At 69.2% G+C, this 15,350-nt stretch carries 11 protein-coding genes; 8 read left to right on the top strand and 3 right to left on the bottom strand.

Annotated features, from left to right (window positions below):
* Positions 1-2: 2 nt before the first annotated feature.
* On the bottom strand, positions 3-527 hold the full coding sequence (locus ACAG20_RS13535) for a DinB family protein (RefSeq protein WP_085258890.1): 525 nt from the start codon (positions 525-527) through the stop codon (positions 3-5).
* 106 nt (positions 528-633) lie between these two features.
* On the opposite strand from ACAG20_RS13535, the gene ACAG20_RS13530 reads away from it, so the two are divergent.
* Positions 634-4,809: an NEW3 domain-containing protein gene (locus ACAG20_RS13530; protein ID WP_370492876.1), complete on the top strand. Its 4,176-nt coding sequence runs from the start codon at positions 634-636 to the stop codon at positions 4,807-4,809.
* Complete coding sequence (locus tag ACAG20_RS13525; RefSeq protein ID WP_370492875.1) at positions 4,809-5,723, top strand: ROK family protein; 915 nt, start codon at positions 4,809-4,811, stop codon at positions 5,721-5,723. The genes ACAG20_RS13530 and ACAG20_RS13525 overlap by 1 nt, the downstream gene beginning before the upstream one ends.
* A 71-nt stretch (positions 5,724-5,794) precedes the next feature.
* On the opposite strand, the gene ACAG20_RS13520 is transcribed toward ACAG20_RS13525, so the two are convergent.
* The gene (locus ACAG20_RS13520; protein WP_112684489.1) at positions 5,795-6,118 is read right to left on the bottom strand and encodes a helix-turn-helix domain-containing protein; all 324 of its coding nucleotides are present in this window, start codon (positions 6,116-6,118) and stop codon (positions 5,795-5,797) included.
* Positions 6,119-6,188: 70 nt separating this feature from the next.
* On the opposite strand from ACAG20_RS13520, the gene ACAG20_RS13515 reads away from it, so the two are divergent.
* The 3 genes from ACAG20_RS13515 to rplL all read left to right on the top strand — a co-directional run bounded on the left by ACAG20_RS13515 (position 6,189) and on the right by rplL (position 7,940).
* Positions 6,189-6,608, top strand: a complete 420-nt coding sequence (locus ACAG20_RS13515; protein ID WP_370492874.1) for an anthrone oxygenase family protein — start codon at positions 6,189-6,191, stop codon at positions 6,606-6,608.
* A 257-nt stretch (positions 6,609-6,865) separates the two neighbouring features.
* Positions 6,866-7,495 carry a 50S ribosomal protein L10 gene (gene rplJ, locus ACAG20_RS13510; RefSeq protein WP_112684491.1) on the top strand — a complete coding sequence of 210 codons (630 nt, stop codon included), beginning with the start codon at positions 6,866-6,868 and terminating at the stop codon, positions 7,493-7,495.
* A gap of 55 nt (positions 7,496-7,550) precedes the next feature.
* Positions 7,551-7,940, top strand: coding sequence for a 50S ribosomal protein L7/L12 (gene rplL / locus ACAG20_RS13505; RefSeq protein WP_085084645.1), 390 nt, complete (start codon positions 7,551-7,553; stop codon positions 7,938-7,940).
* Between the two features lie 54 nt (positions 7,941-7,994).
* On the opposite strand, the gene ACAG20_RS13500 is transcribed toward rplL, so the two are convergent.
* A complete protein-coding gene (locus tag ACAG20_RS13500) occupies positions 7,995-8,705 on the bottom strand; it encodes a TetR/AcrR family transcriptional regulator (protein ID WP_370492873.1) in 711 nt (236 codons plus the stop codon).
* Positions 8,706-8,765: 60 nt separating this feature from the next.
* Here ACAG20_RS13500 and ACAG20_RS13495 point away from each other — a divergent pair, with 60 nt between their 5' ends.
* From ACAG20_RS13495 to ACAG20_RS13485, 3 genes are all read left to right on the top strand, one after another.
* A complete protein-coding gene (locus ACAG20_RS13495; RefSeq protein WP_370492872.1) occupies positions 8,766-10,277 on the top strand; it encodes a carotenoid oxygenase family protein in 1,512 nt (503 codons plus the stop codon).
* A gap of 94 nt (positions 10,278-10,371) precedes the next feature.
* On the top strand, positions 10,372-11,424 hold the full coding sequence (locus ACAG20_RS13490) for an ABC transporter ATP-binding protein (protein ID WP_370492871.1): 1,053 nt from the start codon (positions 10,372-10,374) through the stop codon (positions 11,422-11,424).
* Between the two features lie 388 nt (positions 11,425-11,812).
* On the top strand, positions 11,813-15,349 hold the full coding sequence (locus tag ACAG20_RS13485) for a DNA-directed RNA polymerase subunit beta (protein WP_370492870.1): 3,537 nt from the start codon (positions 11,813-11,815) through the stop codon (positions 15,347-15,349).
* The last annotated feature ends 1 nt before the right edge of the window (position 15,350 follow it).

Genomic DNA, 15,350 nt, shown 5'->3' with positions numbered 1-15,350 from the left:
GTCTAGTCCTTTCGATCGAGTCGGTGCGCGTACAGGTCGCGCAGGCACGCGATTTCGGCGCCGTGATGGATGACTTCGCGGTTGATGTGCAAGACCAGCTCCGCCATGGTGCGGTCGGCCCACGGCCCCTCCGCGGCGCCGATGGGCCGGTCCAACGCGGACTCATCGAGGCCACGTACCCCGGCGAGCCAGCCCGCGTAGGCGTCGTCGAGCTGGCGCAGCGCGGTGGCGGCATCGAGGGCATAAGGCCAGCTCTGGTAATCGGCCGGCGGCCCGCCGAAGTGGTGATGGTTGCGCATGGCGAACACGCCGACGATGACGTGCGCCATCCGCCAGGCGATGGTGGTGAACGGCGCCGGCTCGGGCGGCGGCAACGCAAAGTCGATGCCGTCGCGGCGAACGGACCAGCAGCCGGTCACCGCCTCCCACAGGTACTCGTCATCGGTGAGGCCGTCCAGCCGCGGGCGCAGCTGGTTCTGCCAGTGCCAGTCGAGCTGGTCGGCCAACAGGTCACGTGAAACGGGCATGATCCGAGCCTGCCAGCCGGGTCGGACAATTCCCACGCGTGCACTCCAGAACAAGCGGTCGCCGAAAGACTCCGCTCGGTGGGCAGCGCATCCGTACGTTTGGGGAATGCGGATCCTCGACGTCGAATCGACCGAGAAGTTCGTCGGGCCGGTCGACGCCCCCGTGCAGCTGGTCCGGGTCGAGTACACCGGTGCCACCGCGCCGACACCGGTGCGGGTGGACGGTGACGGCCTAGTAGGGGAAGCCGTCGCCGAGCCGGGCAGCGGCGTCGTCGAGGTGCCGGTGACCGTCGCAGACCCGGTGCCGGGCCGGCAGCGCGCCGCGCGGGCCAACGGCACCGGTTTCACCTTCACCGTGGCCGAGCCGGGCTGGACGATGTTCATGGTCGGGCACTTCCACTACGACCCGGTGTGGTGGAACACCCAGGCCAACTACACCAGCGCGTGGACCGAGCATCCGCTGGGCGCGTGCCGCCAGACCAACGGCATCAACCTGGTGCGCGACCACCTGGACTGGGCAAGCGAGCACCCCGAGTACAAGTTCGTCATGGCCGAGGTCGACTACCTCAAGCCGTACTGGGACACCCACCCGGCCGACCGCGCCGAACTGCGCCGGCTGCTGGCCCAGGGCCGTGTCGAGGTGATGGGCGGCACCTACAACGAGCCCTCGACCAACCTCACCGACGCCGAGACGACGATCCGGAACCTGGTGGCCGGGATGGGTTTTCAGCGCGACATCATGGGAGCCGATCCCGCTACGGCCTGGCAGCTCGACGTGTTCGGCCACGACCCGCAGTTCCCCGGGATGGTCGCCGACACCGGGCTGACCTCCAGTGCGTGGGCGCGCGGGCCGTTTCACCAGTGGGGGCCGATGGCTGGCGGCGGGGATCCGAGCCGGATGCAGTTCGCCTCCGAGTTCGAATGGATCTCACCGTCCGGACGCGGCCTGCTGACCCACTACATGCCCGCCCATTACGCCGCGGGCTGGTGGATGGACGCTCGGGAGACGCTGGCCGACGCCGAGGACGAGGTGTACCAGCTGTTCCTCGAGATGAAGAAGGTTGCCGCCACCCGCAACGTGCTGCTGCCGGTGGGGACCGACTTCACCCCGCCCAACCGCTGGGTGGTGCAGATCCACCGGGACTGGAACGCCCGCTACACCTGGCCGAAGTTCGTCTGCGGGCTGCCGCGCGAATTCTTCGCCGCGGTAAGCGCCGAACTGGCCGAGCGCGGCGAGAGCCCATCCCCGCAGACCCGCGACATGAACCCGATCTACACCGGCTGCCACGTCTCCTACATCGACACCAAGCAGGCCAACCGGGCGGCCGAGCGGGCGCTGCTGTCCGCCGAAACCTTCGGGGTGTTCGCCTCGGCACTGACCGGGGCCGGCTACCCGGAGGCGGCGCTGGCCAAGGCGTGGGCGCAGCTGTGTTACGGCGCCCACCACGACGCGATCACCGGGTCGGAGGCCGACCAGGTGTACCTGGATCTGCTGACCGGCTGGCGCGACGCCTGGCAGTTGGGTGCCGATGCCCGCGACGCCGCGCTGGCGATGCTATCGGGCTTGGTCGACGCCGGTTCCGGGGCCGGCCAGACCACGGTGGTGTGGAACCCGGTGGCTGCCGACCGCACCGACGTGGTCACCGTGCGCCTGGACCCGCCGCCGGCGGCCGGTGTGCGGGTATTCGATTCCGACGGCACCGAACTGCCCGCCCACGTCGAGCACGGCGGCCGATCCGTGAGCTGGCTGGCTCGCGACGTGCCGTCGCTGGGCTGGCAGGCCTACCGGCTGATCCCCGACGCGGGCCCGCAGGGCTGGGCCCCGATGCCCGGCACCCGGATCTCCAACGAGCACCACCGGCTGACCGCCGACCCCGGCCGCGGCGGCGGCATCACCTCGTGGCGCTGCGACGGGCGCGAAATGATCATCGAAGGCGGGCTGGGCAACCAGCTGGCCGTCTACGACGAATACCCCAAACACCCGCAATCCGGTGAGGGGCCGTGGCATCTGGTGCCCAGCGGCAACCTGTTCACCTCGGCGGTGGCCACCGCCGTCACCGTGCAGGCCTACCGCGGCCCGCTGGGGGAGCGGCTGGTCGTCTCGGGGCGGATCCGGGATGTGCTGGCCTACACCCAGACCCTGACGCTGTGGCACGGCGTGGACCGGGTGGAATGCTCCACCACCATCGACGAGTTCACCGGCGCCGATCACCTGCTGCGGTTGCGCTGGCCGTGCCCGGTTCCCGGTGCGATGCCGGTCGCCGAGGTGGCCGACGCCGTGATCGGCCGCGGCTTCGCGCTGTTGCACGAGCCCACCGGACGCTCGGTGGACACCGCGCAGTTCCCGCGGACCCTCGACACCCCGGCCAACCGCTGGTTCGGGCTGTCGGCGACGGTCCGCATCCGTGTTGGTGACGGCAGCAGGGCGGTCTCGGTGGCCGAGATCGTCACTCCGGACGACCGTGCGGCACCGCGGGAGCTGCTGGTGGCGCTGGTGCGCGCCGGTGTCACCGCCAGCTGCTCGGCGGCCGGGTCCCGCTACGGCGACCTCGACGTCGACTCCAACCTGCCCGACATCCGGATCAGCCTCGGTGGGCCGGACTGCAACGCCTTCACCCGGACGGTGCTGGATGCCGCCGATCCGGCCTACGCCGCCGACCTGGACCGCCAGCTGCAGCGGCACGGCCGGGCCCGGGTCTGGGTGCCCGCGGCCAAACCGCTCGCGGAGGTCTGGGTGCCCGGAGCCGACCTGACCGGTCCGCGTGCCCTGCCGGTACTGGTGATCGCCGCCGGTGACGAGGCCGCACTGGCCTCGGAGATCGCCCGGGTCACCGAGGAACTGGCCGACAACGAGATCAGCGTCGAACAGAGCGCCCGCGCTGACCTGGAGCCGTTCGAGGCGCGCACCGTCGCGCTGATCAACCGCGGCGTGCCCAGCTTCGCCGTCGACACCGCCGGCACGCTGCACACCGCACTGCTGCGATCCTGCACCAGCTGGCCGTCGGCGGCCTGGGAAGACCAGCCGCGACGGACCGCACCCGACGGCAGCGCCTTCCAGCTGATGCACTGGACGCACACCTTCGACTACGCCCTGGTGGCCGGTGACGGCGACTGGCGCCAAGCCGGCATCCCGGCGCGCAGCGCGGAGTTCGCCGACCCGCTGCTGGCCGTCCCGGTGACCGAGGGCTCCGGGGCGCTGCCGGCGACAGGCTCGCTATTGCGCATCGACTCCGCCGGCGCGGTCGGCCTGGGCGCGCTCAAAGCCGCCGGCAACCCGACCGCACGGGCCAGCGCACAACCCGTCGACCCCAGGACCATCACGCTGCGGCTGGTGGAGACGCGCGGCGCCGATGCCGCCGTGACACTGCGCAGCGATGTCGGGACGGTGAGCGTGCTGGGTCGCGCCGACCTGCTGGAGCAGGCCCGCGAGCACCCGGACCCGCAGCGGTTGCACGGCTACGAGATCGCCACCGTCACCGCCCGGCTCGACGTCGAACGCCTGGGTGCCGCCGGCCCGTTGGCGCCCGAGGCCGAGACCGCCCAGCCGCTGTACGCCCGCTACTGGCTGCACAACCGCGGGCCGGCGCCGCTGGGCGGCATGCCGGTGACCCCGGCGCTGCATCCACACCGGCTCGACGCCGACCCGGGTGCGCAGTTGAGCCTGGACCTCACCGTGGCCAGCGACAGCATCGATGCGGAACTGGCCGGTGCGGTGACGCTGGCGTGTCCGGCGGGCTGGAAGGCAGCGCGGGCCGGGCATCCGGTGCAGGTGGATGCCGGGGGGTATACCGGCGTCCCGATAGGGCTGACGGTGCCGGCCGACGCCCCGCCCGGGCTCTACCCGATCCGCGCCCGCCTCGACCTCACCGGTGACGTACCGCCGTCCTGGCGCCAGCCGGTGGAGGACATCGCGGTGGTGCGCGTCGGCGATCCCGGCGCCGACCGGCTGCTGTCCATCGACGGGCCCGGCGCGGTCGAGGTCAGCGCCGGGCAATCCGCGCGACTGCGTGTCACCGTCGGCACCGACGCGCACGCCGATCTGCCGGTGGAGGCGCATCTGATCAGCCCGTGGGGCACCTGGGAATGGTCGGGGCCGGCTGCGGTGGGTGCGGTGGTCCCGGCTCGCGGCAGCGTTGACGTCGAGTTCACGCTGCGCCCGCCGGTATGGGCACCGCCCGGGACGTGGTGGGCGCTGGTACGGGTCGGCGGGGCGGGCGCGCTGGTGTACTCACCGGCGGTGCGGCTGGTGGTGCTGGCGCCCGGCACGAGCGGGCTCGACTGATGGCCGCCGTGCTGGCACTCGACGTCGGCGGCACCAAGATCGCCGCCGGCCTGGTCGACGCCGACGGAGCCCTGACCTACACCGCGGTTCGGCCCACCCGCGGCGACCAGGACGCCGAGGTGGTGTGGGCGGTGGTGGCCGAGCTGCTCGACGACGTCCTGGCGAAGGCCGGCGGGCGGGTGGGCGCGGTCGGGATCGGCTCGGCCGGACCGGTGGACGTCAACGCCGGCACGGTCAGCCCGATCAACATTCCCGGTTGGCGGGGGTTCGGCCTGCGTGACCGGGTGGCCGAAGCGGTGCCGGGAGTACCGGTGGTGTTGGGCGGCGACGGCGTCTGCATGGCGCTGGGCGAACACCGGCACGGCGCCGGGCGCGGCACCCGGTCGATGCTCGGCATGGTGGTCTCCACCGGGGTGGGTGGCGGTCTGGTGCTCGACGGCGCACCGTTTCACGGCCGCACCGGCAACGCCGGGCACGTCGGGCACGTCGTCGTCGACCCCGGCGGCCAACCGTGCCGGTGTGGCGGGCGCGGCTGTGTGGAGACCATCTCCTCCGGGCCGTCGATGGTGCGCTGGGCGCTGACCAACGGGTGGAGCCCGATGGGTCCCGACGCTGATGCCAAAGCGCTCGGTGCCGCTGCCGAGGCCGGTGACCCGGTGGCGCTGCGCGCATTCCGGCGCGGCGCCGATGCGCTGGCGGCGATGATCGCCTCGGTGGCCGCCGTGTGCGATCTGAATCTGGTGGTGATCGGCGGCGGCGTCGCGAAATCCGGTGCGCTGCTGTTCGATCCGCTGCGGGCCGCGCTGGCCGAGCACGCCCGGCTGGACTTTCTGACCGGGCTGCGAGTGGTGCCCGCCGAACTTGGTGGCGACGCCGGGCTGGTGGGCGCGGCGGCGCTGGCCACCCTGCGTTGATGCTGGCTACTCCGCGTTGATGCTGAGCCTAGGGCGACGAACTGCGAGTGCGGTGCGCCCTGGGTGCAGCATCAACGAGCCAGGTGCCTGCGTCCCCAGTCGCAGAGCGCCTGCAGCACCGGGGCCAGCGTCGCGCCGTAGGCGGAGATCGAATAATGCACACACGGCGGCACCGTGCCGGCGTCGTGGCGGTCGATGATGCCGTCGTCCACCAGTTCGTGCAGGTGGCGGATGAGCATCCGCTCGGTGATGCCCGGAATGCTGCGCCGCAATTCCGCGGTGCGCATCGGCCCGTCGGCCAGTCGCCACAGGATGGTGCCCTTCCAGCGGCCGTCGATGACCGACAGCGCGGCGTCGATCGGGCACTCGCCGATTTCTTTCTTCGATACCGCCACCAGCGGCTCCTATAGTGACTAATTTGTCAGTACCTTGTTTTTTGTCAGCATACCGCCCATAGTCGATGCGATGATGATCGGAATCGTTGCGGTAGCGGTGGTAGGTGCCCTGGCCGGCTCGGAGTTCGCGGTGGCGGCGTTCTTCAACCCGATCGTCGGGCGCCTGCCCGAGGAGGCGTTTCGGGCCGCTCGCAGCGCGAGTGCTCGGTTGCTGGGGCGGGTGATGCCGTTCTGGTACCTGGGCACGCTGGCGCTGCTGGTGATCGCCGCTGCCCTCGGCGCCGGCCCGCAGCGTTGGCTGATCGGTGCCGGGGCGGGCCTGATGGCGGTCGTCGCGCTGCTGTCGGTGACGATGCTGGTGCCGATCAACAACCGCATCGCCGCCGGTGAGGTGCCGCGCCCGCTGGCGGCGCGCTGGGACCGGCTGCACTGGGTGCGGGTGGCGCTGCTGGGGGCAGCGCTCGTCGTGGTGGTCGTCGCGGGCACGTAACCGGCGAGGGCCGTTTTGGCTGATCGCCACCGGTCGCGCTATGGTGTGTGCCGATCCACCGAAGACCGTCGGTCACCGAGCAATCGGTTGAAGGTCCGGGAACATCCCGGCGGCCCACGCAGGAGGACGAGGCACCGGCCCCGCCGGCACGTAGTTGTGACGCCCCGACCGCTTCCTGCGCCGGGGCGTTCGTCGTTTCCGGGGCGGTTTCCGAGGCGGATCGCACGGACACTTACAGCGACCCCGAGGAGGTATGCATGGCGCGGGCTGACAAGACCGCCGCCGTCGCGGACATCGTCGAGCAGTTCAACGACTCGACCGCCACCGTGATCACCGAGTACCGCGGTCTGACCGTTGCGAACCTGGCGGAGCTGCGGCGTTCCCTCGGCGGCTCGGCCACCTACACGGTGGCCAAGAACACACTGGTCAAGCGCGCTGCATCCGAGGCCGGTATCGAGGGCCTCGACGAGCTGTTCGTCGGCCCGACGGCGATCGCGTTCGTCCGGGGCGAGCCGGTCGACGCCGCCAAGGCCATCAAGAAGTTCGCCAAGGACCACAAGGCGTTGGTCATCAAGGGCGGCTACATGGACGGCCACGCGCTGACCGTGGCCGAGGTGGAGCGCATCGCCGACCTGGAGTCGCGCGAGGTGCTGCTGGCCAAGCTGGCGGGTGCCATGAAGGGCAACCTGTCCAAGGCGGCCGGCCTGTTCGCCGCTCCGGCCTCGCAGCTGGCCCGCCTGGCCGCTGCGCTGCAGGAGAAGAAACCGGCCGACGCTCCCGCTGCCGCCGAGGCGCCGGTTGCCGAGGCTCCCGCAGCGACCGAGGCCCCGGCCGACGCCGAGGCTTCCGCCGACACCGCCGAGGCTCCGGCCGAGGCTGCCGAATAACCCGGCATAACCCCAACCCCGACTTCCTTAACCGGAATCAGAAAGGACCGAAATCATGGCCAAAATGTCCACCGAAGAGCTGCTCGACGTCTTCAAAGAGATGACCCTGCTGGAGCTGTCGGAGTTCGTGAAGCAGTTCGAGGAGACCTTCGAGGTCACCGCTGCTGCTCCGGTCGCCGTCGCCGCTGCCGGTGGCGCTGCCCCGGCTGCCGCCGAGGCCGCCGAGGAGCAGTCCGAGTTCGACGTCATCCTGGAGGCCGCCGGCGACAAGAAGATCGGCGTCATCAAGGTGGTCCGGGAGATCGTGTCCGGCCTGGGCCTCAAGGAGGCCAAGGACCTGGTCGACGGTGCTCCCAAGCCGCTGCTGGAGAAGGTCGCCAAGGAGGCTGCCGAGGAGGCCAAGACCAAGCTCGAGGCTGCCGGCGCCACCGTCACCGTCAAGTAGTTCGTACTACAGCCCAAACCCCCGGAACCCGCGAGGTCCGGGGGTTTCGGCTGTTCAGGGCCGGGCGGTCACCGCAGCCAGTGACTGCGCCACCCGCTCGGGGGTGTCGCCGAGGGCGACCAGCAGGCCGGTGGCCATCGGCCGCAGTACCGGTCCCGCCGCGGCCACCGACGCGCCCGTCCCGCCGAAGAACCCGGCCAGCTCCAGCATCACGAAGCCGTGCATCATCGTCCAGAACTGCGCCGCAATCGCCACCACGTGAGCATCCGAGCCGTCGGCGTCTGCGTCGTTCGAGCCCAGCGCGATCCGGCCGGCCTGCATAGAACGGTGTACGCCGCGCACCAGGTGGGCGAAGCTGGGGAAGTGGACGTCGATCTCGGCCAGGCCCAACGTCAGCATGTTCTGCGTCGGCGCGTTGATGCCGTGTGCGCTGGTGCTGCCGAACATCAGTCGGTAGAGGTGCGGGCGGCCGATCGCGAATTCCCGGTAAGCGATGCCGGTGGCCAGCAGGTCCGCCACTGGATCGTCGGTCTCCGGGAGACTCAGCGCCGCGTCGAACCGGCGCAGCCCCTCCTCGGCGATCGCCGCGATCAGTTGGGCCATGCCGCCGAAGTGGGTGTAGACCGCCATCGTCGATGTGCTTGCCGCGGCCGCGATCTTGCGGGTCTGCAGCGCGTCGGGCCCGTGCTCGTCGAGCAGTCCCAGCGCGGCGTTCAGCAGGTCGTCGCGCACGCTGTGATCGGGCTGCGAAGTCACGGTTGTCATCGTCGCACAGCTGACGTACGGTAGCTATAACGTTGAAATAACATTGTTATAGGAGTGTTCATGGTCATCAAGTCCACCGGCGAGGCGGTGCCCGCGGCGAACCCGTACCTGGAAGGCTTTCTGGCGCCGGTGGACGCCGAAATCACCGCCACCGACCTGCGGGTCACCGGGCAGATCCCCGACTACCTCGACGGCCGCTACCTGCGCAACGGACCCAATCCCGTCGCCGAGGTCGATCCGACCACCTACCACTGGTTCACCGGCGACCCGATGGTGCACGGCGTGGCGCTGGGCGACGGCCGGGCCCACTGGTACCGCAACCGCTGGGTGCGCACCCCGGCGGTCTGCGCCGCGCTGGGCGAACCGTTGCCGGCGCGGATCGACGTCCGGGCCGGGATGCAGTCCGTCGGGCCCAACACCAACGTGCTCGGCCATGCCGGCAAGACACTGGCGCTGGTGGAAGGCGGCGTCGCCAACTACGAACTCACCGACGAGCTCGACACGGTGGGCACCTGCGACTTTGACGGCACGCTGACGGGCGGCTACACCGCGCACCCGCACCGCGATCCGGCCACCGGCGAACTGCACGCCGTGTCGTACTCGTTCGCCCGGGGCAACCGCGTCCAGTACTCCGTGATCGACAACACCGGGCGGGCTCGTCGCACCGTCGACATCGAGGTGACCGGTGCGCCGATGATGCACGACTTCTCGCTGACCGAGAAGTACGTGGTGGTCTACGACCTGCCGGTCACCTTCGACCCGATCCAGGTGTTGCCGATGAACCTGCCCCGCTGGCTCAGCGCGCCGGCTCGTTTGGTGCTGAACAGCCTGGTGGGCAAGGTCCGGATGCCGAGCCCCCTCACCGCGATGGTCAACCGCGACAGCCGGCCCCCGGCCGGGCTGCCGTACGGGTGGAACCCCGGCTATCCCGCGCGCATCGGGGTGATGCCGCGCGAGGGGGAGCCGACGGTGCGCTGGTTCGACATCGAACCGTGTTACGTCTTCCACCCGCTCAACGCCTACTCCGACGTCTCGGCGACCGGCCAGGAACTGTTGGTGCTCGACGTGGTGCGCTACGCGAAGGTCTTCGACGCCGACCGGCGCGGGCCCGGTGACGCCCCGCCCGTCCTGCACCGGTGGACGATCAACCTGGACACCGGCGCGGTGAGCACCGAGGCCCGCGACGACCGCCCGCAGGAGTTTCCCCGGATCAACGAGGCGCTGCTGGGCGCCAAACACCGCTTCGGCTACACCGTCGGGATCGACGGCGGGTTCGTCGGCGGCGGCCAGTCGGAGATGTCGACCACGCTCTACAAACAGGACTACGCCACCGGCTCGAGCATCACCGCGCCGCTCGACCCTGAGCTGGTGCTCGGCGAGATGTCGTTCGTGCCGCGCCCCGGCGGTCGCGACGAGGATGACGGCATTCTGATCGGAATGGGCCACCATCGCGGCGCTGACGAGGGCCAATTACTGATCCTGGACGCCGCAACCTGTGAGCAGGTGGCCACCGTGCACTTGCCGCAGCGGGTGCCGATGGGTTTCCACGGTAATTGGACGCCCGCGGAGTGAGGCGGACCGGCGATGTGGGCCGCACCGGTGCGCTACAGTGGCCCAAGCCACAGGGGAGACGTGGCTACGACCAGACGTTGCGGAAGGACCACCAATGGGTGTCGCCATCGAAGTGCAGGATCTGACGAAGTCCTTCGGATCGGCACGAATCTGGGAAGACGTCTCGCTGACCATTCCCGCCGGAGAGGTCAGCGTCCTGCTGGGACCGTCCGGTACCGGCAAGTCGGTGTTCCTGAAGTCGCTGATCGGCCTGTTGCGGCCCGAGCGCGGCTCGATCGTCATCGACGGCACCGACATCCTGCAGTGTTCGGCCAAGGAGCTCTACGAGATCCGCACGCTGTTCGGAGTGCTGTTCCAGGACGGCGCACTGTTCGGGTCGATGAACATCTACGACAACACCGCCTTCCCGCTGCGCGAGCACACCAAGAAGTCCGAGAAGGAAATCCGTGACATCGTCATGGAGAAGCTCGAGCTGGTCGGTATGCCCAACGACGGCTACAAGTTCCCGGGTGAGATCTCCGGCGGTATGCGCAAGCGTGCCGGCCTGGCCCGCGCCCTGGTGCTGGACCCGCAGATCATCCTGTGCGACGAGCCCGACTCCGGTCTGGACCCGGTCCGCACCGCCTACCTGAGCCAGCTGCTGATCGACATCAACGCCCAGATCGACGCCACCATCCTGATCGTCACGCACAACATCAACATCGCCCGCACCGTGCCGGACAACATCGGCATGCTGTTCCGCAAGCAGCTGGTGATGTTCGGACCCCGCGAGGTGCTGCTGACCTCCGAGGAGCCGGTGGTGCGCCAGTTCCTCAACGGCCGGCGCATCGGCCCCATCGGCATGTCCGAGGAGAAGGACCAGGCGACCGCGGCGGCCGAGGAGGCCATGCTGGCCGCCGGCCAGCACCACGGCGGTGTCGAGGAGGTCGAAGGGGTGCCGCCGCAGCTGACCGCCTCGCCGGGCATGCCCGAGCGCAAGGCCGTGGGCCGCCGGCAAGCCCGGGTGCGCGAGATCCTGCACACCCTGCCGCCCAGCGCGCAGGCCGCCATCCGGGATGATCTCGAGGGCACCCACAAGTACGCCGTGCACGAGTTCCCGGCCGACGACGACGCCCCGACCGCCTCGATCCCGTCTCCGCCGGGCTGAGTCCTCGCCACCGGCCCGCACCGTGTCAGCTCTTGACGGACGGACGTAAACGGTCCAATCTGTTCCCAGCGTTTGTGTGGAGGCTCCGGCGGAGGCCAGCCAGCACCGATAGGGCCCCGGGACGCGGCAGTTGAGGATTGCGTGAGCCTGCGCTATTGTTGGACGTTGCGCTGGCTTCCTCCTGCCCACCCTTACCCGCACCCGAACCCGCAGTACCAGCCTTGAGTCGCGTCGGTCGGCTCGTTTAAGGCTTGTGACCTCATGGTTTGGCTGTTCGTGAGACCGGACAGAGCGTCCGCCAGCCGAACCAACGGTTGATATTCGCAGCGAACGGGGTCTGGTGAGAACCGGGACCCGCTGGCCGCATTAGGTGCTGGAAGGATGCATCTTGGCAGTCTCCCGCCAGAGCAAGAAGAACGCTTCAGGTACTACCACCCAATATTCTCCGAATAGCTCCGTCCCCGGAGCTCCCAACCGGATCTCCTTCGCCAAGCTGCGTGAACCGCTCGAGGTTCCGGGTCTGCTCGACGTGCAGACCGACTCGTTCCAGTGGCTGATCGGGGCGCCGGAGTGGCGCGAGAAAATGGAGAACCTGACCGGCACCGCGCCCAGGGGCGGCCTCGAGGAAGTACTCGAGGAGTTGTCGCCGATCGAGGACTTCTCCGGCTCGATGTCGCTGTCGTTCTCCGACCCGCGGTTCGACGACGTCAAGGCCCCGGTCGAGGAGTGCCGCGACAAGGACATGACCTTCGCGGCGCCGCTGTTCGTCACCGCGGAGTTCATCAACAACAACACCGGTGAGATCAAGAGCCAGACGGTGTTCATGGGCGACTTCCCGATGATGACCGAGAAGGGCACCTTCATCATCAACGGCACCGAGCGTGTCGTCGTCTCCCAGCTGGTGCGCTCGCCCGGTGTGTACTTCGACGCCAACATCGACAAGTCCACCGAGAAGACGCTGCACTCGGTCAAGGTGATCCCGGGACGGGGCGCCTGGCTGGAGTTCGATGTCGACAAGCGGGACCTGGTCGGCGTCCGGATCGACCGCAAGCGCCGCCAGCCGGTGACCGTGCTGCTCAAGGCGCTGGGCTGGACCAGCGAGGCGATCCGGGAGCGGTTCGGCTTCTCCGAGATCATGATGTCGACGCTGGAGAAGGACAACGCCGCCAACACCGACGAGGCGCTGCTGGACATCTACCGCAAGCTGCGTCCGGGCGAGCCGCCCACCCGGGAGTCCGCGCAGACCCTGCTGGAGAACCTGTTCTTCAAGGAGAAGCGCTACGACCTGGCCCGGGTGGGTCGCTACAAGATCAACAAGAAGCTGGGCTTGCCGGCCGCGCCGTCGGCCGTCGGAACGGCGCCGACCACGCTGACCGAAGAGGACATCGTGGCCACCATCGAGTACCTGGTGCGGCTGCACCAGGCAGCTCAGGACGGGGTGTCCGGCACCATGACGGTGCCGGGCGGCGTCGAGGTGCCCGTCGAGGTCGACGACATCGACCACTTCGGCAACCGGCGGCTGCGCACCGTGGGAGAGCTGATCCAGAACCAGATCCGGGTCGGCCTGTCGCGTATGGAGCGCGTGGTCCGCGAGCGGATGACCACCCAGGACGTCGAGGCCATCACGCCGCAGACCCTGATCAACATCCGCCCGGTGGTGGCCGCGATCAAGGAGTTCTTCGGCACCAGCCAGCTCTCGCAGTTCATGGACCAGAACAACCCGCTGTCGGGTCTGACCCACAAGCGCCGGCTGTCGGCGCTGGGGCCCGGTGGTCTGTCGCGTGAGCGGGCCGGCCTGGAAGTTCGTGACGTGCACCCGTCCCACTACGGCCGGATGTGCCCGATCGAGACCCCGGAAGGCCCGAACATCGGTCTGATCGGGTCGCTGGCGACCTACGCGCGGGTCAACCCGTTCGGCTTCATCGAGACCCCGTACCGCAAGGTGGTCGACGGTGTGGTCACCGATGAGATCGTCTACCTGACCGCCGACGAGGAGGACCGCTACATCGTGGCGCAGGCCAACTCGCCGCTGGAGGGCGACGGTCGCTTCACCGAGGAGCGCGTGCTGGTCCGTCGTAAGGGCGGCGAGGTCGAGTACGTGTCGTCGGCCGAGGTCGACTACATGGACGTCTCGCCGCGCCAGATGGTGTCGGTGGCCACGGCCATGATCCCGTTCCTGGAGCACGACGACGCCAACCGTGCCCTGATGGGCGCCAACATGCAGCGTCAGGCGGTTCCGCTGGTGCGCAGCGAGGCGCCGCTGGTGGGCACCGGTATGGAGCTGCGCGCCGCGATCGACGCCGGTGACGTGATCGTCGCCGACAAGGCCGGTGTCATCGAGGAGGTCTCCGCCGACTACATCACGGTGATGGCCGACGACGGCACCCGCCAGACCTACCGGATGCGCAAGTTCAACCGGTCCAACCACGGCACGTGCGCCAACCAGCGGCCGATCGTCGACGCCGGCCAGCGTGTCGAGGCCGGCCAGGTGATCGCGGACGGCCCATGCACCGACAACGGCGAGATGGCCCTGGGCAAGAACCTGCTCGTGGCGATCATGCCGTGGGAGGGCCACAACTACGAGGACGCGATCATCCTGTCCAACAGGCTGGTCGAGGAGGACACGCTCACCTCGATCCACATCGAGGAGCACGAGATCGACGCCCGCGACACCAAGCTGGGCGCCGAGGAGATCACCCGGGACATCCCGAACGTCTCCGATGAGGTGCTGGCAGACCTCGACGAGCGCGGCATCGTGCGCATCGGTGCCGAGGTCCGCGATGGCGACATCCTGGTCGGCAAGGTCACTCCCAAGGGTGAGACCGAGCTGACCCCCGAGGAGCGGTTGCTGCGTGCCATCTTCGGTGAGAAGGCCCGCGAAGTCCGCGACACCTCGCTGAAGGTGCCGCACGGCGAGTCCGGCAAGGTCATCGGCATCCGGGTGTTCTCCCGCGAGGACGACGACGAGCTGCCCGCCGGGGTCAACGAGCTGGTGCGCGTCTACGTCGCGCAGAAGCGCAAGATCTCCGACGGTGACAAGCTGGCCGGCCGGCACGGCAACAAGGGCGTCATCGGCAAGATCCTGCCGGCCGAGGACATGCCGTTCCTGCCGGACGGCACGCCGGTCGACATCATCTTGAACACCCACGGTGTGCCTCGTCGTATGAACATCGGTCAGATCCTGGAGACCCACCTGGGCTGGATCGCCAAGACCGGCTGGAACATCGATGTTGCTGCCGGCGTGCCCGACTGGGCGGAGAAGCTCCCCGAGGAGCTGTACGCCGCCGACCCGGACACCCGCACCGCGACCCCGGTGTTCGACGGCGCCCAGGAGAACGAGCTGCAGGGCCTGCTCTCCTCGACGCTGGCCAACCGTGACGGCGAGATCATGGTCAACGGCGACGGCAAGGCGACGCTGTTCGACGGCCGCTCCGGTGAGCCGTTCCCGTACCCGGTGACCGTCGGCTACATGTACATCATGAAGCTGCACCACCTGGTGGACGACAAGATCCACGCCCGCTCCACCGGCCCGTACTCGATGATCACCCAGCAGCCGCTGGGCGGTAAGGCGCAGTTCGGTGGCCAGCGCTTCGGTGAGATGGAGTGCTGGGCCATGCAGGCCTACGGCGCGGCGTACACGCTGCAGGAACTGTTGACGATCAAGTCCGACGACACCGTCGGTCGCGTCAAGGTCTACGAGGCGATCGTCAAGGGCGAGAACATCCCCGAGCCGGGTATCCCGGAGTCGTTCAAGGTGCTGCTCAAAGAGCTGCAGTCACTGTGCCTCAACGTCGAGGTGCTGGCGAAGGACGGCGCGGCGATCGAATTGCGCGAAGGCGAGGACGAGGACCTGGAGCGGGCAGCCGCCAACCTGGGAATCAACCTGTCCCGCAACGAATCCGCCTCAGTTGAGGATTTGGCCTAAT

The organism is Mycobacterium sp. pW045 (genome assembly GCF_041287085.1).
Lineage (GTDB): Bacteria > Actinomycetota > Actinomycetes > Mycobacteriales > Mycobacteriaceae > Mycobacterium > Mycobacterium algericum_A.
The sequence above is the reverse complement of the archived record's forward strand: the minus strand, read 5'-3'. Positions and strand labels throughout refer to the sequence as shown.

Coding starts and splice junctions, on each gene's coding strand:
- ACAG20_RS13535 (WP_085258890.1), bottom strand. CDS start 527: ATGCCCGTTTCACGTGACCTGTTGGCCGACCAGCTCGACTGGCACTGG.
- ACAG20_RS13530 (WP_370492876.1), top strand. CDS start 634: ATGCGGATCCTCGACGTCGAATCGACCGAGAAGTTCGTCGGGCCGGTC.
- ACAG20_RS13525 (WP_370492875.1), top strand. CDS start 4,809: ATGGCCGCCGTGCTGGCACTCGACGTCGGCGGCACCAAGATCGCCGCC.
- ACAG20_RS13515 (WP_370492874.1), top strand. CDS start 6,189: ATGATGATCGGAATCGTTGCGGTAGCGGTGGTAGGTGCCCTGGCCGGC.
- rplJ (WP_112684491.1), top strand. CDS start 6,866: ATGGCGCGGGCTGACAAGACCGCCGCCGTCGCGGACATCGTCGAGCAG.
- rplL (WP_085084645.1), top strand. CDS start 7,551: ATGGCCAAAATGTCCACCGAAGAGCTGCTCGACGTCTTCAAAGAGATG.
- ACAG20_RS13500 (WP_370492873.1), bottom strand. CDS start 8,705: ATGACAACCGTGACTTCGCAGCCCGATCACAGCGTGCGCGACGACCTG.
- ACAG20_RS13495 (WP_370492872.1), top strand. CDS start 8,766: ATGGTCATCAAGTCCACCGGCGAGGCGGTGCCCGCGGCGAACCCGTAC.
- ACAG20_RS13490 (WP_370492871.1), top strand. CDS start 10,372: ATGGGTGTCGCCATCGAAGTGCAGGATCTGACGAAGTCCTTCGGATCG.